General features: G+C 71.1%; 22 protein-coding genes. 15 read left to right on the top strand and 7 right to left on the bottom strand.

Features of this window, described 5'->3' with window-relative positions:
* Nucleotides 1-312 precede the first annotated feature (312 nt).
* Nucleotides 313-1,536 carry a M20 family metallopeptidase gene (locus ACIBP6_RS46430; RefSeq protein ID WP_397061597.1) on the top strand — a complete coding sequence of 408 codons (1,224 nt, stop codon included), beginning with the start codon at nucleotides 313-315 and terminating at the stop codon, nucleotides 1,534-1,536.
* A 165-nt stretch (nucleotides 1,537-1,701) separates the two neighbouring features.
* Here the strand turns inward: ACIBP6_RS46430 and ACIBP6_RS46425 are convergent, their stop codons facing one another.
* Entirely contained in the window at nucleotides 1,702-3,582 is a 1,881-nt protein-coding gene (locus ACIBP6_RS46425; protein WP_397061595.1) for a Xaa-Pro dipeptidyl-peptidase, read from the bottom strand.
* Between the two features lie 301 nt (nucleotides 3,583-3,883).
* Here ACIBP6_RS46425 and ACIBP6_RS46420 point away from each other — a divergent pair, with 301 nt between their 5' ends.
* The 6 genes from ACIBP6_RS46420 (at nucleotide 3,884) to ACIBP6_RS46395 (ending at nucleotide 10,689) form a co-directional block, all read left to right on the top strand.
* Complete coding sequence (locus ACIBP6_RS46420; protein WP_132611517.1) at nucleotides 3,884-4,948, top strand: BMP family lipoprotein; 1,065 nt, start codon at nucleotides 3,884-3,886, stop codon at nucleotides 4,946-4,948.
* Nucleotides 4,949-5,026: 78 nt separating this feature from the next.
* Nucleotides 5,027-6,634, top strand: coding sequence for an ABC transporter ATP-binding protein (locus ACIBP6_RS46415; protein WP_397061593.1), 1,608 nt, complete (start codon nucleotides 5,027-5,029; stop codon nucleotides 6,632-6,634).
* The gene (locus tag ACIBP6_RS46410; protein WP_397061592.1) at nucleotides 6,634-7,758 is read left to right on the top strand and encodes an ABC transporter permease; all 1,125 of its coding nucleotides are present in this window, start codon (nucleotides 6,634-6,636) and stop codon (nucleotides 7,756-7,758) included. Before ACIBP6_RS46415 ends, ACIBP6_RS46410 begins: the two co-directional genes overlap by 1 nt.
* Nucleotides 7,755-9,023: an ABC transporter permease gene (locus ACIBP6_RS46405; RefSeq protein WP_397061590.1), complete on the top strand. Its 1,269-nt coding sequence runs from the start codon at nucleotides 7,755-7,757 to the stop codon at nucleotides 9,021-9,023. The genes ACIBP6_RS46410 and ACIBP6_RS46405 overlap by 4 nt, the downstream gene beginning before the upstream one ends.
* The gene (locus ACIBP6_RS46400; RefSeq protein WP_397061588.1) at nucleotides 9,020-9,415 is read left to right on the top strand and encodes a cytidine deaminase; all 396 of its coding nucleotides are present in this window, start codon (nucleotides 9,020-9,022) and stop codon (nucleotides 9,413-9,415) included. The genes ACIBP6_RS46405 and ACIBP6_RS46400 overlap by 4 nt, the downstream gene beginning before the upstream one ends.
* On the top strand, nucleotides 9,415-10,689 hold the full coding sequence (locus tag ACIBP6_RS46395) for a thymidine phosphorylase (protein WP_397061586.1): 1,275 nt from the start codon (nucleotides 9,415-9,417) through the stop codon (nucleotides 10,687-10,689). The genes ACIBP6_RS46400 and ACIBP6_RS46395 overlap by 1 nt, the downstream gene beginning before the upstream one ends.
* Here ACIBP6_RS46395 and ACIBP6_RS46390 read toward each other — a convergent pair.
* Nucleotides 10,679-11,071 (bottom strand): YybH family protein, encoded by a 393-nt coding sequence (locus ACIBP6_RS46390; protein WP_397061584.1) that lies wholly within the window; start codon nucleotides 11,069-11,071, stop codon nucleotides 10,679-10,681. The genes ACIBP6_RS46395 and ACIBP6_RS46390 overlap by 11 nt on opposite strands.
* 57 nt (nucleotides 11,072-11,128) lie before the next feature.
* On the opposite strand from ACIBP6_RS46390, the gene ACIBP6_RS46385 reads away from it, so the two are divergent.
* Nucleotides 11,129-11,500 (top strand): winged helix-turn-helix transcriptional regulator, encoded by a 372-nt coding sequence (locus tag ACIBP6_RS46385; RefSeq protein WP_397061582.1) that lies wholly within the window; start codon nucleotides 11,129-11,131, stop codon nucleotides 11,498-11,500.
* A 52-nt stretch (nucleotides 11,501-11,552) separates the two neighbouring features.
* Here ACIBP6_RS46385 and ACIBP6_RS46380 read toward each other — a convergent pair whose 3' ends face one another.
* On the bottom strand, nucleotides 11,553-11,939 hold the full coding sequence (locus ACIBP6_RS46380; protein WP_397061580.1) for a MarR family winged helix-turn-helix transcriptional regulator: 387 nt from the start codon (nucleotides 11,937-11,939) through the stop codon (nucleotides 11,553-11,555).
* A gap of 384 nt (nucleotides 11,940-12,323) precedes the next feature.
* Between ACIBP6_RS46380 and ACIBP6_RS46375 the strand changes: the two genes are divergently transcribed.
* From ACIBP6_RS46375 to ACIBP6_RS46360, 4 genes are read left to right on the top strand one after another with little or no spacing between them, the layout of a single operon-like run.
* Nucleotides 12,324-12,929: an AMIN-like domain-containing (lipo)protein gene (locus tag ACIBP6_RS46375; RefSeq protein WP_397061578.1), complete on the top strand. Its 606-nt coding sequence runs from the start codon at nucleotides 12,324-12,326 to the stop codon at nucleotides 12,927-12,929.
* Between the two features lie 5 nt (nucleotides 12,930-12,934).
* Nucleotides 12,935-13,285, top strand: coding sequence for a cupin domain-containing protein (locus ACIBP6_RS46370; RefSeq protein WP_132611497.1), 351 nt, complete (start codon nucleotides 12,935-12,937; stop codon nucleotides 13,283-13,285).
* A 27-nt stretch (nucleotides 13,286-13,312) separates the two neighbouring features.
* A complete protein-coding gene (locus ACIBP6_RS46365) occupies nucleotides 13,313-14,386 on the top strand; it encodes an adenosine deaminase (RefSeq protein ID WP_397061576.1) in 1,074 nt (357 codons plus the stop codon).
* Entirely contained in the window at nucleotides 14,383-14,994 is a 612-nt protein-coding gene (locus ACIBP6_RS46360; protein WP_397061574.1) for a PH domain-containing protein, read from the top strand. Before ACIBP6_RS46365 ends, ACIBP6_RS46360 begins: the two co-directional genes overlap by 4 nt.
* 5 nt (nucleotides 14,995-14,999) lie before the next feature.
* Here the strand turns inward: ACIBP6_RS46360 and ACIBP6_RS46355 are convergent, their stop codons facing one another.
* Nucleotides 15,000-15,269 carry a hypothetical protein gene (locus tag ACIBP6_RS46355; RefSeq protein ID WP_397061572.1) on the bottom strand — a complete coding sequence of 90 codons (270 nt, stop codon included), beginning with the start codon at nucleotides 15,267-15,269 and terminating at the stop codon, nucleotides 15,000-15,002.
* Between ACIBP6_RS46355 and ACIBP6_RS46350 the strand changes: the two genes are divergently transcribed.
* Complete coding sequence (locus ACIBP6_RS46350) at nucleotides 15,268-16,080, top strand: MmyB family transcriptional regulator (protein ID WP_397061570.1); 813 nt, start codon at nucleotides 15,268-15,270, stop codon at nucleotides 16,078-16,080. The two genes, ACIBP6_RS46355 and ACIBP6_RS46350, sit on opposite strands and share 2 nt — an antisense overlap.
* Here ACIBP6_RS46350 and ACIBP6_RS46345 read toward each other — a convergent pair.
* The 3 genes from ACIBP6_RS46345 to ACIBP6_RS46335 are packed head-to-tail and all read right to left on the bottom strand — an operon-like array spanning nucleotide 16,061 to nucleotide 18,913.
* The gene (locus ACIBP6_RS46345) at nucleotides 16,061-16,789 is read right to left on the bottom strand and encodes an enoyl-CoA hydratase/isomerase family protein (protein WP_132611491.1); all 729 of its coding nucleotides are present in this window, start codon (nucleotides 16,787-16,789) and stop codon (nucleotides 16,061-16,063) included. The genes ACIBP6_RS46350 and ACIBP6_RS46345 overlap by 20 nt on opposite strands.
* On the bottom strand, nucleotides 16,786-18,258 hold the full coding sequence (locus ACIBP6_RS46340; protein WP_397061568.1) for an AMP-binding protein: 1,473 nt from the start codon (nucleotides 18,256-18,258) through the stop codon (nucleotides 16,786-16,788). Before ACIBP6_RS46340 ends, ACIBP6_RS46345 begins: the two co-directional genes overlap by 4 nt.
* Complete coding sequence (locus ACIBP6_RS46335; protein WP_397061567.1) at nucleotides 18,218-18,913, bottom strand: TetR/AcrR family transcriptional regulator; 696 nt, start codon at nucleotides 18,911-18,913, stop codon at nucleotides 18,218-18,220. The genes ACIBP6_RS46340 and ACIBP6_RS46335 overlap by 41 nt, the downstream gene beginning before the upstream one ends.
* A 162-nt stretch (nucleotides 18,914-19,075) precedes the next feature.
* On the opposite strand from ACIBP6_RS46335, the gene ACIBP6_RS46330 reads away from it, so the two are divergent.
* Nucleotides 19,076-20,008, top strand: a complete 933-nt coding sequence (locus tag ACIBP6_RS46330; RefSeq protein ID WP_397061565.1) for a sigma-70 family RNA polymerase sigma factor — start codon at nucleotides 19,076-19,078, stop codon at nucleotides 20,006-20,008.
* 10 nt (nucleotides 20,009-20,018) lie between these two features.
* On the top strand, nucleotides 20,019-20,504 hold the full coding sequence (locus ACIBP6_RS46325) for a GyrI-like domain-containing protein (RefSeq protein WP_397061563.1): 486 nt from the start codon (nucleotides 20,019-20,021) through the stop codon (nucleotides 20,502-20,504).
* The last annotated feature ends 1 nt before the right edge of the window (nucleotide 20,505 follow it).

The following is a 20,505-nucleotide window of genomic DNA, read 5'->3' as shown; positions in this document are numbered from 1 at the left end:
TTCGGACATGCCACCGGACAACTTTTGGGGTATCTGTCACCGCGAAGTCTCGCGGTGGCGATAAAGTCGAACCATCGCCATCGGGCTCACGGCCGACCGCCGTGCTCCCGGGCTGCGGAGGCACTCGCCACCGACGTGGGCGAAGCCCGTGCTGACGATCTCGCGCACCGATACCACCGGGTGTGTCTTCTGATTCGACGAGCGGCCGCTCGACCGGGTGGGCCAACGCGGGACGGAGAGTTATTTCAGCGCATGAGCCGCGATGGCCTTGTACATATCGAGGTATGCGGCATTGGGACAGGACGGTGACATATGCGGGGACGTGAGCTTCGGGGCGAACTCGACGCGTTCCTGGCGGAGACCGAGCAGGATCTCGTGGCATTCCGCCGCGACCTCCACATGCACCCGGAGCTGGCCTTCGCCGAATATCGCACGACGCAGCGCATCGCCGAGCGGCTCACCGCCGCGGGGCTGACGCCATCGGTGCTCCCCAAGGGCACAGGGCTGATCTGCGACGTGGGCAGCGGTGACGGCCCGACCATCGCGCTGCGCGCCGACATCGACGCCCTGCCGCTGCAGGACGAGAAGGACGTGGCGCACCGCTCGACGGTGCCCGGCGTCTGCCACGCCTGCGGCCACGACGTGCACACCACGGTCCTGCTCGGCACGTCCCTCTTCCTGGCCCAGCAGGCCGCCGCGGGCCTGCTTCCCGGTCGGGTGCGGCTGATCTTCCAGCCCGCCGAAGAGCTGCCCGGCGGGGCGCTGGAGGTCATGGCCCACGGTGGCATCAGCGGCGTCGACCGCATCTTCGGCCTCCACTGCGACCCTCGGGTCGACGTCGGCCAGCTCGGCCTGCGCACCGGCCCGATCACCTCCGCCTGCGACAAGCTCGTCGTCCGCGTCTCCGGGCCCGGCGGCCACACCGCCCGCCCCCACCTCACCGCCGACCTGGTCTTCGCGCTGGCCAAGATCCTCACCGAGCTGCCCGCCGCCCTGTCGCGCCGCGTCGACCCGCGCTCCTCGCTCAGCCTGGTCTGGGGCAAGGTCGAGGCCGGTTCCGCGGCCAACGCGATCCCCGACGACGGCGTGGCCGAGGGCACCGTCCGCTGCCTCGACGAGGAGGCCTGGCACGCCGCCCCCGACCTGATCAAGTCGCTGCTGGAGTCGGTGGCCGGCGCGTACGGCGTCGAGGCCACGATGGACTACAAGCGCGGCGTGCCGCCGGTCGTCAACGACGAGGTCAGCGTCGAGATGCTGGCCGAGGCCGCCGAGCGTGCGCTGGGCGCGGGCGCGGTGGTCCCGACCCAGCAGTCGCTCGGCGGCGAGGACTTCGCGTGGTATCTCGAGTCGATCCCCGGCGCGTTCGCCCGGCTCGGCACGCGCTCGCCGGGAGGGCTGACGTACGACATCCACCAGGGCACGTTCGACGTCGACGAGAAGGCGATCGCGATGGGCGTGCGGGTCATGGCCACCACGGCGCTGACCGCGTTGTGGGAGGTCGGCCCGCTCGACTCGGTCACCACCGCGATGGCCTGACGGCACCACCGCGATGGCCTGACGGCACCACCGCGATGGCCTGACGGCACCACCGCGATGGCCTGACGGCACCACCGCGATGGCGCGACGGCACCACCGCGATGGCCTGACGGCACCACTGCGATGGCCTGACGGCCCGCCGCGCGGACGCGGCGGGCCCGCCCGCTAGCGCAGGCGGCCGGTGGAGACCGGCAGGTTCAGGGCGGAGTGCCCCGGCGAGACCGTGATCTTCGTGCCCTCCGGGTAGCGGAGGGTGTAGTCGTGGTCGGTCGAGATGATCACCAGGCCCAGCCGGTGGCCCTGCTTGAAGGTGTAGTCCGTCGGCTGGAAGTCCCAGGTGAAGGTGTACTCCTTGCCCGGGCGCAGCGGCTCGGTCCGGTCGGCGCGGTGCCGGTTGCGCACGTCGAGCCAGCCCCTGGTGACGATCTTGTAGTCGGTGCCGGCGGTGCCGAGCGTCCGCAGCGCCGTGCAGCCGCTGTCACCCGGCACGCTCTCGCCGTAGCAGTAGGTCTGGCCCGTCGAGACCAGGGAGCCGGTGGGGCGCACGTCGGTGCCGTAGTCCACCAGCAGCGCCGTCAGGTACGGCGAGGCGCCGTCCTTCAGCGAGGCCCGCACCGAGACCGTGGGCGTCCCTGAGACCCGCACGTCGGCGGGCAGCGCCCCGGTCGTGTACGCCAGCCGGTTCGGGTCCGCGCCGGTGGCCTCCACGAGCTGCTCGGCCGTCCTGGTCTTCTGGTCCGTGAACGTCTCCTCGGGCGCCCGCGGGTCCTTCTTCTGACCGAGGGCCGAGCCGGAACCCGGGTAGAGCTTGGCGGTCTTCGTGCCGGGCGGCGGCCAGGACGCCTCCCGCGCCCACTGCCCGACCTGGACCTCCACGTCGGCCTGCGGCTCACGCATGATGCCCGAGTCGACGCCCTGCAGCCAGTGGTCGAACCAGCCGTGCAGCTGGCGCAGCCACTCGGCGGTCCGCAGGTTGAACGGGCTCATGTGGGTGCCCTGGTGCAGCCAGATCTTGCGCGGCACGTCGTGCTCGCCCAGGGCGTACCACCACTGGGCGAACTGCTTGGTCTTGACGTTCCAGTCGTTGAGTCCGTGCACGACGAAGACGCTGGCCTTGACCTTGTCCACGTCGTTGAGGTAGTTGCGGGCGTCCCAGAGCGGGCTGTAGTCGCCGGTGATCCGGTCCTGGTCGATCCCGAGCTGCTTGATCTGCTCGCCGCAGACCTCGTAGCCGTTCTCCCTGGTCAGCACGTACTCGGCGAGCACGTCCAGGTCCTCGCCCTGGTAGCCGCCCGGGGCCAGGACGCCGCCGTTGGCGCGGTAGTAGTCGTACCAGCTGGAGATCGCGGCGATCGGGACGATCGTCTCCAGGCCCTCGACGCCGGTCGCGGCGACGGCGTTGGGCAGCGTGCCGTTGTAGGAGACGCCGATCATGCCGACCTTGCCGGTGGACCAGGTGGCCTCGACCGGCTCGCCCTGGGCGTCGAAGCCCTTGGCGCGGCCGTTCAGCCAGTCGATCGCGGCCTTGGGCCCTGCGGTCTCGTTGACGTCGCCGGTGGTCGGGCAGCCGGTGGCGCGGCCGCTGCCGATGTTCTCCACCAGGGCGATCGCGTAGCCGCGGGGCACGAAGTAGTTGTCGTAGTAGCCGTCGAACGGGCCGGCCTCGGGGCTGGCCGCCAGCGCCCTGAGGCTCGGCAGCGGGACGCCGTTCTCGTCGACGTCCACGGGGTGGTTGGCGACGTCGTTGCCGCCCGCGTAGTACGGGCTGGACTCCATGATGACCGGGACCTTCAGGCCCTGCTCGGTCTCCTTGGGTCGCAGGATGTCCACGGCGACCCGGTCGGGTGCGCCGTCGTGGTCGCTGTCGGTGCCCGCGACCTCGACGAACACGGTCTGCAGGATGGCGTCCGCCCGGGAGAACACCGGCTGGGTGGCGTTGTTCTCGATCCGGATGGAGGGGGTGTCTGCGGTGGCAGGCGTGGTGCCGGTCATGGTCGCGACGAGTAACGCGGCCAGCGGCACGGCCAGTGCCTTCCAAGGGTGCATGCGGTCTCCGATGAGAAGTTGACCTGTCGGAGGGAATCTCCGCCATGATCGCCTTCGGGGCAAGAGGTGGACTTGTCCCAATTTTGGGCAAAGTTTTCCGCATGCGTGCCCGAAGTGCCTGAATCCCAATTCAGGTCACGGTCGCGAGTGATGTCGATAACGGAGCGGTTGCGACCCTGTGTGCTGGTTTGGTCTCGCCTGGTCAAGCAACTATCTTCCGTGCAGATGCCGTACGTTTTCTTCGCGCCCGCGATGAGTTCTTGACGGCGGCGGAAGACGGCGGGAGAGGAAGGGAGTCGCCTTGCTCGGCAAGCGATTCAACAGGATGGCGTTCGGCTCAGCGGTCGGCGTCATGCTCATGGCAGTGGCGGCCTGCGGCGGCGGTGGGGGATCCACGGCCACCGACGAGCCGGCGGGCGGCGCGAGCAGCCCGGCGTCGGGTCTCAAGGTCGGCCTCGCCTTCGACGTCGGCGGGCGTGGTGACAAGTCCTTCAACGACGCCGCGTACGCCGGCCTGGAGAAGGCCAAGACGGACCTCGGTGCCGAGATCAAGGAGCTGAGCCCGGCCGCGGACGGCTCCAACCGCGGCGACCTGCTGCGTCAGCTGGCCGACGCCGGCTACAACCCCATCATCGGCGTGGGCTTCGCGTACGCCGAGGACGTCAAGGCGGCCGCGGCCGAATACCCGGACATCGAGTTCGCCATCGTCGACTCGGCCTCCAGCGCCCCCAACGTGACCGGCCTGCTCTTCGCCGAGGAGCAGGGGTCGTACCTGGCGGGCGTCGCGGCGGCGGCCAAGTCGGAGAGCGGCCACGTCGGCTTCGTCGGCGGTGTCGAGAACGACCTGATCAGGAAGTTCGAGGCGGGCTTCGACGCCGGTGTGAAGTCGGTCAAGGCCGACGCCAAGATCGACGTCACCTACCTCACCCCTGACGGTGACTTCTCCGGCTTCCAGGCCCCCGACAAGGGCAAGATCGCGGCCGAGAAGATGTTCCAGGACGGCGCGGACATCGTCTACCACGCCGCCGGCGACTCCGGCCTCGGCGTCTTCCAGGCCGCCGCGGCGGCCGGCAAGAAGGCCATCGGCGTCGACTCCGACCAGCGCCAGACGGTCACCGAGACCAACCTCCAGTCGGTGATCATGACCTCCATGCTCAAGCGCGTCGACGTCGGCGTCTTCGAGTTCATCAAGGCGTTCCAGGGCGGTGCCAAGGGCGGCCAGGACGTCACGTACGACCTGAAGGTCGACGGCGTGGGCCTGGCCACCACCGGTGGCGAGATCGACGACATCAAGGATCAGCTCGACAAGGCCAAGCAGGACATCGTCAACGGCACGATCAAGGTTCCCAGCCAGCCGGAGAGCTGAGCATGCTGTGAAAGGCGAGGGCCCGGAGTCCGCGTACTTCGGGCCTTCTGCCTGTGCAGCGCCAAACAGGAGAGGCAGATGAGTGCTGACACCTTGGCCACGGCGCGACCCGCCGTAGAGCTTGAGGGCATCACCAAGCGTTTCCCCGGCGTCGTCGCGAACCACGACATCCGCATCACCGTCCGGCCCGGTACGGTGCACGCCATCGTGGGGGAGAACGGCGCGGGCAAATCCACCCTGATGAAGATCCTCTACGGCATGCAGCGGCCGGACGAGGGCACCATCAAGGTCAACGGCGAGCAGATGGCGTTCCGCACGCCGAGCGACGCCATCGCGGCCGGGATCGGCATGGTGCACCAGCACTTCATGCTCGCCGACAACTTCACGGTGCTGGAGAACATCGTTCTCGGCGCCGAGCCGAGGAAGGGTCTGCGGCTCGACACGGCCGCCGCCCGCAGGCGCATCACCGAGCTGGCCGCCACCCACGGCCTGCGCGTCGACCCCGACCGGCTGGTCGAAGACCTGGGCGTCGGCGACCGGCAGCGCGTGGAGATCCTCAAGGTCCTCTACCGCGGCGCCCGCATCCTCATCCTCGACGAGCCGACGGCCGTGCTCGTGCCGCAGGAGGTCGAGGAGCTCTTCCAGAACCTGCGCGAGCTCAAGTCCGAGGGCCTGACGGTCATCTTCATCTCGCACAAGCTGGACGAGGTGCTCGACATCGCCGACGAGATCACCGTGATCCGGCGCGGCACCACCGTCGCCAGCGTCGACCCCCGCGAGGTCACCGCCCGCCGGCTCGCCGAGCTCATGGTGGGCAGCGAGCTCCCCACCCCCGAGACCCGCGAGTCCACGGTCACCGACACGGTCGCGCTGAAGGTCGCGGGCCTCACCATGGAGGCCGGCGGCTACCGCCCCGTCCCCAAGGGCACCTCGGTCAGCCTTTACGTGGACAAGCTTCGCCAGGACGGCAAGCGCCTGCTCCTCGACGACGTGTCGTTCGAGATCCACAAGGGTGAGATCCTCGGCATCGCCGGCGTCGAGGGCAACGGCCAGTCCGAGCTGATCGAAGCGATCATGGGCATCCGTCAGGCGCACGGCGGCGTCGAGCTGGACGGCCGTGACATCAGCTCCTGGTCCACACTGCGGCGCCGGGAGTCCGGCATCGGCTACATCCCCGAGGACCGCCACCGCCAGGGCCTGCTCCTGGAGGCGTCGCTATGGGAGAACCGGGTGCTCGGCCACCAGACCAGGCGGCCCGCCCGCAAGGGCCCCTGGATCGACCGCAAGGCCGCCAGGGCCGACACCGAGCGCATCATCGGCGAATACGACGTCCGCACCCCCGGCGTCGAGACCCTCGCGCTGGCGCTGTCCGGCGGCAACCAGCAGAAGCTGATCGTCGGACGCGAGATGAGCGGCGAGCCGTCGTTCCTCATCGCCGCCCACCCCACCCGCGGCGTCGACGTCGGCGCCCAGGCCGCGATCTGGGACCACCTGCGCGAGGCCCGCGCCGCCGGGCTCGCCGTGCTGCTGATCTCCGCCGATCTCGACGAGCTGATCGGCCTGTCCGACACCATCCAGGTGATCTACCGCGGCCGGCTGGTGGCCGCCCTCGATCCATCCGACATCACGCCCGAACGGCTGGGCGGCTACATGACCGGCGCCATCGCCGGAACTGAGGAGGAGTGATGCCCGCCGGGCTCAACCGGGCGCTGCTCACCCTCGCCGGCGCCGTCGTCGCCATCGTGCTGGCCATCGCGGTCTGCAGCGTGGCGATCGTCGCGGCGGGCGGCGACCCGCTGCACGCGCTGACCGCCTTCTTCGACTTCGGCGCCTCCGAGCGGGCGCAGTCGAACAGCGTCGCCACGCTGTTCAACCGGGCGGTGCCGCTGTTCATCGCCGGTCTCGCGGTGGCGGTCGGCTTCCGCATGAACCTCTTCAACATCGGCGTGGAGGGCCAGTACCGCATCGCCGCCATCTGCGCGGCGTACGTGGGCTCCACCTTCGTGGCTCCGGCGCCGATCCAGATCGCGGTGATCATCATCGTGGCGATGGTCGCCGGCGGCCTGTACGCGCTCATCCCCGCGATCATGAAGGTGACCAGGGGTGTCAACGAGGTCATCGCCACGATCATGCTCAACTACATCGCCCTCAACATCACCGCCTACCTCGTGCGCGGCCCCTTCGCCGGCACGCGGGCGGAGGGCGAGCTGACCGTGAGCACGCCGCCGCTCCCCGACTCGGGCATGTTCCCCGATCTGAACTTCCTCTTCGGGTGGTTCGGCATGCTCGCCCCCACCCGCGAGGGCGGCCTGTGGGGCTTCCTCGTCGTGGCGATCGTGCTCGGCGTGGTGCTCTGGGTGGTGCTGGAGCGCACCCGCTTCGGCTTCGACGTCAAGGCCAGCGGCCTCAACCAGTCCGCGGCCCTGGCCGCCGGCGTCAACCCCAAGCGCATGGTGATCGCCGCGATGGTGCTGTCGGGCGCGATCGCCGGTCTCATCGGACTGCCCGAGATCCTCGGCTCCACGGGCTCGTTCGGCACCACCTTCACCTCGGGGCTGGGCTTCCTGGGCATCGCGGTGGCGCTGCTCGGCCGCAACAAGCCCGCCGGCATCGCGGTCGCCGCGCTGCTCTTCGCCTTCCTCGACCGGGCGCAGGGCGCGCTGCAGTTCGCGAACATCCCGCCCTCCGTCGTCGAGATCATCCAGGGCGCGATCGTCCTGCTGGTCGTGGTGGCGAACGAGGTGACCAACCGGTTCGCGCTCAGGCTCGAAGAGCGGCGGGCCGCCAGGCAACTGAAGGTGGCAGCATGACCAGGATCGGGAAGTACCATCTGGCGCTCATCGGGGTCGCCGCGCTCCTGCTGCTGATGTCGCTCGTCCGCGTGGTGACCGGCCAGAACGACATCACCTCCTCCGGCACGTTCTCGGCCGCGCTGACGCTGGCGGTGCCGCTCGCCCTCGTCGGGCTCGGCGGCCTGTGGGCCGAGCGGGCCGGCGTGGTCAACATCGGCCTCGAAGGCATGATGGTGCTCGGCACCTGGTTCGCCGGCTGGGCCGGCTACCAGTGGGGTCCCGTGGCCGCGCTCGTCGCCGGGCTGCTCGGCGGCGCGCTCGGCGGGCTGCTGCACGCCATCGCCACCGTCTCCTTCGGCGTCGACCACATCATCAGCGGCGTCGCCATCAACCTGCTCGGCCCCGGCGTCACCCGCTTCCTGTCGGAGGTGCTCTACCGGGAGGGCACCGCGGCCGCGGAGGCCGGCGGCGCCATCACCACCTCGCCGCCGATCAGCCCGCCCGCCCCGGAGCGCAGCCTGCCGCTGCTCTCCGACGGGCCCGACCTGCTGGGCAAGCTGGAGAGTACCCACTGGTTCCTGCTGTCGGACGTGGCCGGCATCCTGCGCGGCCTCACCCACAACGTGAACGTGCTCGTCATCCTGGCCGTCCTGCTGCTGCCGCTGACCTTCTACGTGCTCTGGCGCACCCCCTTCGGCCTGCGGCTGCGCTCTGTCGGCGAGAACCCGTGGGCGGCCGAGTCGCTCGGCGTGAACGTCTACCGGATCAAGTACATCGCCGTCATGATCTCCGGAGCCTTCGCCGGTCTCGGCGGCGTCTTCCTCGTCTTCGTCTCCACCAAGTACGTCGAGGGCCAGACGCAGGGCCGCGGCTTCATCGGCCTGGCCGCCATGATCTTCGGTAACTGGCGGCCCGGCGGGCTCGCCGTCGGTGCGGGCCTGTTCGGCTACGCCGACGGCCTGCAGCTGCGCAGCTCGGGTGCGATCACCTCGGTCCTGCTGTTCGGGGCGCTGCTGCTGCTGGGTTACCTGGTCATGCAGGCCCGCAAGCTCATGTCGTCCGAGCTGGAGGCGAGAACCGCCAGGCAGTACACGGTCATGGCCTTCGCCGCCCTGGGCATGATCGTGTTGTTCTGGCTCTGGCTCACCGTCGACCGGCTGCCGGACGAACTCGTCAACATCACGCCACACGTGCTCACCCTGCTCGTGCTCCTGGTGGCTTCGCAGCGCCTGCGGATGCCCAAGGCCGACGGCGTGACCTACCGCAGAGGGGAACAGCATTGACCATCGACTGGGACGCGTTGCGGGCCGCCGCCGAGGAGGCCATGCGGAACGCGTACGCGCCGTACTCGAAGTTCCCCGTGGGGGCCGCGGCGCTCGTGGACGACGGGCGGGTGGTCACCGGCTGCAACGTCGAGAACGCCTCCTACGGCGTCGGCCTGTGCGCCGAGTGCGGTCTCATCTCGGCGCTGGCCGCCACGGGCGGCGGGAGGCTGGTGGCGTTCACCTGCTGCGACGGCCACGGCGAGCTGCTCATGCCGTGCGGGCGCTGCCGCCAGCTGCTCTACGAGTTCGGCGGTGAGGACCTGCTGGTCGAGACGGAGGACGGGCCCAAGCGCATGGCCGAGATCCTGCCGTACGCGTTCGGGCCGCAGGACCTCAGCCGGAGCGCGTGATGGACGCCATCGAGGTCATCCGCGCCAAGCGGGACCGGGGCGAGCTGACCACGGCCCAGATCGACTGGGTGATCTCCGCGTACACGCGCGGCGAGGTGGCCGACGAGCAGATGTCCGCGCTGGCCATGGCAATCCTGCTGAACGGCATGAACCGGCGCGAGATCGCCGACTGGACCCAGGCCATGATCCGCTCCGGCGAACGCATGGACTGGTCGATGCTGGACCGGCCCACGGCCGACAAGCACTCGACCGGCGGCGTCGGCGACAAGATCACGCTGCCGCTGGCGCCGCTGGTGGCGGCCTGCGGGGCGTACGTGCCGCAGCTGTCGGGGCGCGGCCTCGGGCACACCGGCGGCACCCTCGACAAGCTGGAGTCGATCCCCGGCTGGCGGGCCTCGTTGTCCAACGACGAGATGCTGCACGTCCTGCGCACGGCGGGCGCGGTGGTGTGCGCGGCCGGCTCGGGCCTGGCCCCCGCCGACAAGAAGTTGTACGCCCTGCGTGACGTCACCGGCACCGTCGAGTCGATCCCGCTCATCGCCTCGTCGATCATGTCCAAGAAGATCGCCGAGGGGACGGGGGCGCTCGTCCTCGACGTCAAGGTGGGCTCCGGGGCGTTCATGAAGACCGAGGAGACGGCCAGGGAGCTGGCCGAGACCATGGTCGCGCTCGGCACCGACGCGGGGGTGCGCACGGTCGCGTTGCTGACCGCGATGGACCGCCCGCTCGGGCGGGCCGTCGGCAACGCGCTGGAGGTCGCGGAGTCGGTCGAGGTGCTCGCCGGCGGCGGGCCTTCCGACGTCGTGGAGCTCACCGTACGGCTGGCGCGCGAGATGCTGGAGGCCGCCGGGATCTCCGGCAAGGACCCGGCCGAGGCGCTCGCCGACGGCTCCGCGATGGACGTGTGGCGGCGCATGGTCGCGGCGCAGGGCGGCGACCCCGACGCGCTGCTGCCCAGGGCCGCAGAGACGATGACCGTGGAGGCGGCCGAGCCGGGGGTGCTGACCCGGCTCGACGCGTACGCCGTGGGACTGGCCGCCTGGCGGCTCGGCGCCGGTCGCGCCCGCAAGGAGGACCCGGTCTCGCCCGGGGCCGGTGTGGTGCTGCACGCCAAGCCCGGCGACCTCGTCCGCGCCGGCCAGCCGCTGATGACCCTGCACGCCGACGACACCGGCCGCTTCGCCCGCGCGCTGGAGGCCCTGGAAGGCGCCTACGCGGTGGGCCCGTCCACGGCGCCGCAGCTTCCCCTGGTCATCGACCGCGTCACTCCGTAGCGGTGCGCAGCGTGCCGAAGGGGTTGTCGACGACGTACCGCCATCGTCCGTCCTGGCCGCGCCGGGCGACGTCGGTGGCGGTCCCCTCGACGCGCACGTGCCGGCCGTCGGCGTCCTCGCCGTCGATGAACCAGTCCACGATCAGCAGCGCGAGGTCGCCCGCGGTGTAGACGTGCCGCGGGCGGACGGTGATCGGCACTCCCAGCCGCATGAACCGGGCGTTGGCCGCGTGGGCCCGCGTCCCGGTCAGCGCGCGGCCCGGCTCGGGGACGAACAGCGCTCCGCTCTCGTACACCTGGGCCACCGCGTCCGGGTCGCCGCTGTTGAAGCGTTCGGCGAACACCAGGGGCACGTCCTCGGGACGTTCGGCGAGCTCGCGCATCTTGACCTTCCGGCAGGTAGGAATCACTGGGACGCGGCAACGCTAGGAGGCGCTCTCGTGACTCACCAAACCGTTGGTCACCCGGCCCGGCCGGGCCTGCCCGACGATCCGCTCGCGGACGTCACCGAGCCCGATCCCTCGTGCCCGGTGGAGATCACGCTGGCGGCGTTGCGGGGCCGCTGGACGACCTTGGTCGTCCGGGAGTTGCTGCGCGGCGACCGCGGCTACACCGACCTGCGCCGGGCGTTGCCTGCGTTGTCGGACAAGGTGCTCTCCGAACGGCTCGCGCAGCTGGCTCAGGCCGGCGTCGTCGAACGCCGCCGCCTGCCGGGCTGGCCACCCCGCACCTGCTACACCCTCACCCCGCGCGGCCGCGGCCTGGCCCCCGTACTCCAGGCCCTGTGGGACTGGGGCGCGGCCGGGGAGTGAGGACGGGGACTCCCTCGGCTTCGTGCCGCGGGCCCCGCGGGACCGGGCGCGGTCAGGAGGTCAGGGCCGGGGCGTCGGTGAAGACCTGCTTGAGCACGGCGCGGTGGGTGGGGAGGGCTTCGGCGTGGCGGGTGCGGCCCTCGTCGGTGATGCTGACGTAGACGCCGCGGCGGTCGGCGTCGCACACCACGCGCGTCACCAGGGACGCCTTCTCCAGGCGGGCCACCACGCGCGACAGCGCGCTCTGGCTGAGGTGGACCTCGTCGCACAGCTCCTGGATGCGGAGCTTGCGGTCATGGAGGACGATCCGGTCGAGCACCTCGAACTCACTGGGACCCAGGCCGTGCCGGTCACCCAGCTCCCGCTCCAGCGCGCACATGGCCCTGGCGTGCGTGGACAGCACGTACTGCCAGGTGTCCACGACGTACTGCTCCTCCATGACGCGGAGGTTACCACTTCGCAAATACTCAGACCATCGCATTAATTGCATTTGCATTAAGTGCACAAACAACTATTATCTCTACGCGCCTTCTCCTCTGCCGGGAGCCGGTGCCGGCCGCCCCGGCGACCGGGTCGTGCTCCCGCGAGGCGGCCCGTCCCTGAACGAGACGGGGCTGTCCGTTTGAGGCCGTCCGACCGCTTACGATGCGGTCCGACCGCGCTGGGGCCCCGCCGGACCGGCGGGGCCCTGCCTCATAGAGGGTGCCGCACGGCCCGGCGGGACAGGGTAGGGCAGGGTAGGGGCCCGCAGCGGTCGCGGGAAGCGCCGTACCGATCGGGTGTGGTGCGGCTTGCGGGCCGGTGGGCGGGGCATCTACCCCGCATGGACTCGCCATCCTCGCCGCGCGGCCGGCTGCCCGCTCCACGCGTCCTGCTGGCCCTGGCCGCCGGGCTCACCGTGCTGACGGCCTGCGGCCCGGCCGAGCAGAGCGCCCTGCCGGAGAAGCAGGCCGTCGCGACCGGCACCCCGCCCGGCTCGCCCAGCCCCGTCCCCGACGTGCCGACGAGCACCGCCGAGGTCGAGGTCGACCGCGGCGGCATGGAGCCCGCCGTCGTGAAGGACGTCCGCTACGCCTCCCACGGCTCGTACGACCGGCTCGTGGTCGACCTCGAAGGCGACGTCCCCGGCTACTCCGTGCGCTGGGTGGACCAGCTCGTCCAGGACGGCTCCGGCCGGCCGATCGACGTGGGCGGCGGCGCGTACCTGCTGCTCACGCTCTTCCCGGCCAACGCCCACGACGAGAAGGGGCGGCTCACCTGGGAGGGCGGCCCGGTCTACCAGGCGGGGCTGGGCAACCTCACCGACGTCGTCAGGACCGGTGACTTCGAGGCCCGCGTGGGCATCGCCCTGGTGCTCGACAGGAAGGCCCCGTTCGAGGTGAAGGAGATGGGCTCGCCCAACCGGCTCGTCATCGACGTGGCACACTGACGTCCGTGGTGAAGAAGATCGAGGGCCCGGCCCGCATCCCCGTCCCCGGCGGCAAGGTGATCGACGAGCACGTCGGCCGGGTGGCCGGCGGCGACGAGGCCGTCTCCATCGCCCATATGACCGCCCCGCCCGGATGGGAGGAACCGCCGCAGACGCCGTCGTTCACCGAATACACCGTGGTGCTGCGCGGCACGGTCATCGTGGAGCACGACGGGGGCGTCACCCGGGTCGAGGCCGGGCAGTCGGTGGTGACGTCGCCGGGGGAGAAGGTCCGCTACAGCGTCGGCCCCGAGGGCGCGGAGTACATCGCCGTGTGCCTGCCCGCGTTCTCGCCGGAGGCCGCGGGGCGCGACTGAGCCCGACGGTGCTCATATCATGGCCAGATGAGTCTCACGCTTGACGAGATCCGGCGGGCTCCCAAGGTTCTGCTCCACGATCACCTCGACGGCGGGCTGCGCGCCGAGACGATCGCCGAGCTGGCCAGGGAGTCCGGCTACGAGCGGCTGCCCACCCGCGATCCCGACAACCTGCGCCGGTGGTTCGAGGAGGCGTCCGACTCCGGTTCGCTCGAGCGCTACCTCGAGACGTTCGCGCACACGGTCGGCGTCATGCAGACCCGCGAGTCCCTCGTCCGCGTGGCCGCCGAGTGCGCGGAAGACCTCGCCGCCGACGGCGTCGTCTACGCCGAGGTGCGCTTCGCGCCCGAGCAGCACACCACCACGGGGCTCAGCCTCGACCAGGTGGTGGAGGCCGTGCTGGAGGGGTTCGAGCAGGGCTCGCGCGGGCGCGGCATCCGCGTCGGCACGCTGCTGACCGCCATGCGGCACCAGGCCCGCTCCCGTGAGATCGCCGAGCTGGCCGTGCGCTACCGCGACGGCGGCGTCGTGGGCTTCGACATCGCCGGCGCCGAGGCCGGCTACCCGCCCACGCGCCACCTCGACGCCTTCGAATACCTGCAGCGCGAGAACGCCCACTTCACCATCCACGCCGGCGAGGCGTTCGGGCTGCCGTCGATCTGGCAGGCCATCCAGTGGTGCGGCGCCGACCGGCTCGGCCACGGCGTGCGGATCATCGACGACATCTCCGTGGCCGAGGACGGCACGGCCAAGCTGGGGCGGCTGGCGGCGTACGTCCGCGACAAGCGCATCCCGCTGGAGATGTGCCCGACCTCCAACCTGCAGACGGGGGCCGCCGCGTCGATCTCCGAGCACCCGATCGGGCTGCTGCGGCGGCTCTACTTCCGGGTCACGGTCAACACCGACAACCGGCTGATGAGCTCGACCAGCGTGTCGCTGGAGTTCCTCAAGCTGGTCGAGGCGTTCGGCTACGGCTGGGACGACCTGCAGTGGTTCACGGTCAACGCCATGAAGTCGGCGTTCCTCCCCTTCGACGAGCGGCTGGCGCTGATCAACGGCGTGATCAAGCCGGGGTTCGCCCAACTCAAATGGCAGCCATGAAGCAGACCTTCCGTTCCAAGACCGCGTTCGTGCTGGCGTGGGTGTGGCTGGCGTTCGTCGCGCTCAACGTCTGGGACCTGATCGCCCGCTACACCGGCAAGCCGTCGCTGGTGGCGCTGGCCGTGCTGGCGTTGCTGACGTCGCTCGTGTACGCGATCGCGTTGCGCCCCGCCACCGTCCTCACCGAGGAGGGGCTGCTGGGGCGCAACCCGTTCCGTAGCACGTTCGTGCCGTGGGCCGCCATCGACGACGTGAGCGTGTCGCACGCCATCGCCGTCCGCTACGGCGACGAGCAGGTGCTGCGGCTCTGGACGCCGATGAGCAGCGCCCGCGAGCGGGCCAAGGCGCAGCGCCGCGGCACGGTGCCGGAGCGGCGCGGGCGGTTCCAGACCGAGCCGACGCTGCCCAAGGCCGAGCAGGCGGCGGCCGAGGCGTTCGCGGGCAAGACCCACGCCGACTGGGTGGGCGACCAGATCCGCGAGCGCGCCGAGAAGGCGAGGCTCCGTGACGAGGCCGCGGCGCCGGCCCGGATGACGTGGTCGTACGACTCGATCGCCTTCGTGGTGGTCACGGTCGTGCTGCTCGTCGGGGTCGTCGCCTTCGCGTAGCGCCGTCAGGCGCTCCCGCCCCTGGGCAGCCGACGCAGCCCGACGTACTCGAGCGCGGCGTAGACCGCGACCACCAGCGCGCCGGTCAGCAGGAAGGCGACCCCCAGGCCGGTCAGCGGGATCACGTCCGCGAACGCGAGCACCAGCAGCGCCGCGCACGACAGCGCGTTGCCCGCGACGACGTACGCCACGTACCTGGCGGGGATCTGCGAGTGGGCGGCGATGAGGCCGAGCACGGCGGCGCCCACCTGGTGGAGGCCTATCCTCCTCGGCATGGACACGGCACAACCGTCTCGGGTGGGGCCACTGCTGCGGCAGTGGCGGCAGCGGCGCAGGCTCAGCCAGCTCGACCTCGCCAACCTGGCCGACACCTCGGCGCGGCACCTGTCGTACATGGAGAACGGCCGGGCGCGCCCGAGCCGGGCCATGCTGCTGCGCCTGTCCGCCGCTCTCGACGTGCCGCTGCGGGAGCGCAACACCCTGCTGCTGGCCGCCGACTACGCGCCGGCCTACCGGGAGAGCAGCCTCGACGACGGCTACCTGGCCTCGATCCGCTCGGCGCTGGAGACCATGCTGACGGCGCATGAGCCGTACCCGGCGGTCGTGGTCGACCGGCTGTGGAACGTGTTGCTCACCAACCGGGCCATGGGCGTCCTCATGGACGGCATCCCGCCGCACCTGCTGGAGCCGCTGCCGAACGTGTTCCGGCTGGCCCTGCACCCCGACGGGCTGGCCGCGCGGCTGGCCAACCTGGGCGAGGTGCGGGAGCTCTTCCTCGAACGGCTGTCACGCCAGGCCGACGCGACCGGCGACGCCGATCTCCAGGCGCTGCACGAGGAGGTGGCCGGCTACCCCGTGACCGCGCGGGACGACGGCCCCTCCCGGCACCGGCCCAGCCCGATCCAGGTGCCGTTGCGGATCCGCACCCCGCTGGGTGAGCTGGCGATGTTCAGCACCATGGCGACGTTCGGCGCGCCGGCCGACGTCACGCTGTCGGAGCTGGCGATCGAGCTCTTCTGTCCCCTCGACGCCTTCACCGCCGGCGCCCTGCGCGCCCTGGGAGATCTCACGGCCGGGGGCGGTTGACGAAGGCCGCCATGCCGGCCTGGGCGATGCCGGACGACTCCACCTGCCGGGCCGCCTCCGTCTCCGCCGCGAAGGCCCGTTCGACCTCCTCCGGCGCGGGGCGGAGCAGGGCGAGGTGGACGGACGTGGCCGTGCCCGGCTCGGTCCACCGGCGGACCCGGGCGATCGCCGTCTCCACCAGCGCCTCGGGGGCGACGATCTCGTCCAGCAGGCCGAGGGAGAGGGCGTCGGCGGCGCTCATGCGGGTCGAGTCGAGCACCAACCGCAGCGCCCGCGCGCCGACCAGGCGGGGGAGCAGGTAGCCGGCCGCGTTCGAGACCGACAGGCCGATGTGGTTCTCCGGGAAGAAGTACTCGGCCGCCGGGGCGCCGACGCGGGCGTCGAAGCTGAGCGTCCATTCGGCGGCGCCGCCGACGCACAGGCCGTTGACCGCCGCCACGACCGGGACTCGCGTTTCGAGCACGGCCCTGGTCATGTCGTGGAAGAGCTCCACCTCCTCGACCAGCGACCGGCCGACGGCCTGGTGCAGGTCCTCGCCGGCGCAGAACGCCCGGCCGGCGCCGGTCACCACGATCCCTCTCGTGCCGCTGCCGTGTTCGCGGACGGCCGCCGCGAGGTCCTCGCGCATGCCGGCGGTGAGGGCGTTGAGCTTCTCGGGGCGGGCGAGGGTGATCAGGGCCACCTCGTCGCGTACGGTCACGTCGATCATCGGGTCTCCTTGTCGACCTGGATGGCGGGGGCGGCGCGCTGGTCGCGCTCCGGCTGGAGGAGGTGGCGTTTCTCGATGCGGGCCGACGGGGTGAGCGAGAACTCCTCGACGAACTCGACGTACGCCGGGATCTTGAAGCGGGCCAGGCGTTCCCTGGCGTGCTCGACCACGCTCACGGCGGTCTCCTCGGTCGGCGGGAATCCGGGGCGGAGCTGGAGGAACGCCTTCGGCAGCTCGCCGAACAGGTCGTCGGGGACGGGCACGAGCGCTGCCGACAGCACCGCCGGGTGCTGGGCGAGGACGTTCTCGACCTCGGCGCACGAGATGTTCTCGCCGCCCCTGCGGACCATGTCCTTGATCCGCCCGGCGTGGCGGATGTAGCCCCGGTCGTCGCGGACGCCGAGGTCGCCGGTGTGGTACCAGCCGCCCCTGAAGGCGTGGGCGGTCGCCTCGGGGTGGTTCCAGTAGCCCTTCATCATGGGGACGCCCCTGACCAGGATCTCGCCGGTCTCCTCGTCGACGACCACCTCCTTGCCCGGCGGGGCGAGGCCCATCGCGCCCGTTCCCACCGTGTCCTTCGCCTCGACGGGCATCACCAGGTCGGGGCCGCTCTCCGTGGAGCCGTACAGCTCGCGCCAGGGGACGCCCCAGCGTTCCTCGAACGTGCGGTGCAGGTCGGGCTGGATGCCGGAGCAGAGCACGAGCCGCATGCGGTGGTCGCGGTCGTGCGGGGCGGGCGGCTGCTTGTGCATGAGGAGGGGCATCGTGCCCAGCACGTACGTGAGCGTCGCCCCGTGCTCGCCGGCGGCGGGCCAGAAGCCGGAGGCGGAGAAGCGGGGGAGCACCACGAGCGGGATGCCGCCGATCAGCGCGAGCACGGTGACCCACTGCGGGTCCATGTACGAGTACGCCTGCGCCATCATGATCACGTCGTCGTCGCGCAGGCCCACCTGGTCGGCGACGACCTGCGCGCATCTGAGCCAGTAGTCGTGGGTGAGCATGCAGGCCTTGGGGAAGCCCGTCGTACCCGATGTGTACTGAAAATTCGCGACATCGTCGGGATTGATGCGAACGGCGGGAGAGGTCCCGTCGGTCAGGGCGTCGAAGAGGTGCACCGTGCCGGGGATGTGCGGGGCGTGCCCGGCGGTGGTGACGGTGGCGACGGCGCCCGAGTCGCGCAGGACGTGCTCCAGGTCGGCGGCGCGGTAACGGACGTTCACCGGCACCGCCGTCGCGCCCGCCTTGAGCACGCCGAGCCACGTCAGCGGCCAGCCGGGCACGTTGTCCATCATGATCGCCACCCGGTCGCCCGGCCGCACGCCCTTGTCGGCCAGGGCGCCGGCCAGCCGGTCGGAGCGCGTGCCGGCCTCGGCGAAAGTGACGGATCCGTGGGAGGGGAAGCGGAGGAACTCGCGGTCGCCGTACGTCCTAGCGGCGTGCCTCATCAGGTCGGGGATCGTTGCGTACATCCGGCGGCTCCCATGGAAAGTCGGGCAGCTGGGAGAAATCGGCGGTGGGAACGGCGGCGTCGGCGGGGGCGCGGACGGCGGCCAGCCCGATCGTGACGAACTCGGCGCACACCTGCTCCAGCGTGGAGTCCCCGTCGGGGCGGTACCACTCGCTGGTGCCGGTGCACATGGACATCAGGGCCAGGCGGGTCAGCCTCCGGTCGGCGAGGCGGAACGTGCCCTCCGCCACGCCGTCGGCCAGGGCGCGCCGCCAGTGGTCCTCGTACGTGTCGCGCAGGGTGATGATCTCGTCGCGGGCGGCGGAGCCGGGCGTCAGGGACCGCAGCTCGCCGTCCATGACGCGGGTGGTCATGGGGTTGCGGGCGTGGATGGCGGTGAGCGAACCGATCAGCAGGGCGAGGCGGTCGGCGGGGCGGGCGTACGGGGCCAGCATGCGCTCGGTCGCGTCGATCAGCCCCTGCTGGGCGACGCGCATGAGGTCGGCCAGCAGGGCTTCCTTGCTGGAGACGTGGTGGTAGATGCCGGCGTTGGTCATGTTGACGGCTTTGGCGAGGTCTCTGACGCTCGTGGCGGCGTAGCCCTGCCGGGCGAACAGCAGGACCGCCGCCGTCCTGATCCGTTCGCCGGTGTCGCGGGTGGTGAGGTGAGTTGACATGTCGCCTACCGAACGTTCGGTCGCCTTGATTTCGAAAAGTACCTCACGTCGTGAAAAATCGCCATAGGTTGACTGTGACACCGTGTCAGCCCCTACATCTGGTGAGGACATGTTCGGCATCGGACAGCTCAGCTTCGCCCTGGAGCAGGTGATCTCGTCCCCGTGACCGCGCAGGACCTCGGGCCGCTGCTGGAACCGCATCGGGTCGAGCTGACCGGCTACTGCTACCGCATGCTCGGCTCCGGTTTCGAGGCAGAGGACGCGGTGCAGGAGACGTTCGTCAGGGCGTGGCGGACGTACGATTCGGCCAAGGGGCCGCTGCGGGCGTGGCTGTTCCACCTGGCCACGAACATCTGCCTCGACATGCTGCGCGGCCCCCAGCGCCGCGCCCGGGCCATGGACCTCACGCCCGCCGCCGTTCCAGGCGCCGACCTGGGTGTCCCGTTGCCGGGGGACCGGTGGGTCTGGCCCGTCCCCGACGTGCGCGTCCTCGATCCCGCCGACGTGGCGGTGACGCGGGAGACGGTGCGGCTGGCGTTCGTGGCGGCCCTGCAGCACCTGCCGCCCCGGCAGCGCGCCGTGCTCATCCTGCGTGACGTGCTGAAGTGGAGCGCCGCCGAGACGGCCGTCCTGCTGGGCACGAGCGTCGCCTCCGTCAACAGCGCCCTGCAACGCGCCCGGGCCGCCCTGCCCGCCACCCGGGAGACCGACTCAGAGGTGGACGAAGGGCTGCTGGACCGCTACGTGTCGGCGTTCGAGCGCTACGACGTGGCCGCGCTCGTGTCGCTGCTGCACGAGGACGCCACGTCGTCGATGCCGCCGTTCACGTGGTGGCTGCGCGGGCGGGAGGACGTCCGCACGGTGCTGGCCGCCGCCGCCGGCGACGCGTACTGCGCCGGCTCCCGCCTCGTCCGTACGCGGGCCAACGGCTGCCCGGCTTTCGGGCAGTACGTCAAGGGGGAGGCGTTCGCCCTGGTCGTGCTGGAGGTCGCGGGCGGCGTGATCACGGGGGAGACGACGTACCTGGATCCGGGGTTGTTCCCGTTCTTCGGGCTGCCGATGAGTTTCGGGGACGTCCTCCGTACTGATGGGTGAAGGAGGACACATGCCACAGATCATCGAACTTCCCGAGCGTCCGTACGTCGGGGTGCGCGGGACCATCACCATGACCACGTTCGGCGTGGTGGGCGACCGCATCGCCGGCATCATCGGCTGGCTCGCCGAACGCGGCCACCACCCCGCCGACGCCCCGTTCTTCCGGTACGAGGAGATCGACATGGCCGGTGACCGGCTGGTCGTGCAGGCGGGGGTGCCGGTGGCCGTGCCGGTGGAGGGCGAGGGAGACCTCTTCGCCGCCGTGCTTCCGGCCGGCCGCTACGTCACCGAGTCGCACCACGGCCACCCCGACCAGCTGTTCGGCGTCATCGAGTCCGTGCTCACGTGGGTCGAGGAGCAGGGCCTGACCCTGGACGCGACCGAGAAGGACGGCACCGAGCACTGGGGCTGCCGCCTGGAGCTCTACAAGACCAACCCGCTGGAGGAACCCGACCTCAACAACTGGGACATCGACCTGCAGTTCCGCCTGTCCTGAC

Origin of the sequence: Nonomuraea terrae (assembly GCF_044465245.1) — a bacterium.
GTDB lineage: Bacteria > Actinomycetota > Actinomycetes > Streptosporangiales > Streptosporangiaceae > Nonomuraea > Nonomuraea terrae.
Note: the sequence above shows the minus strand (reverse complement) of the source record. Positions and strands in the feature narration are given on the sequence as shown.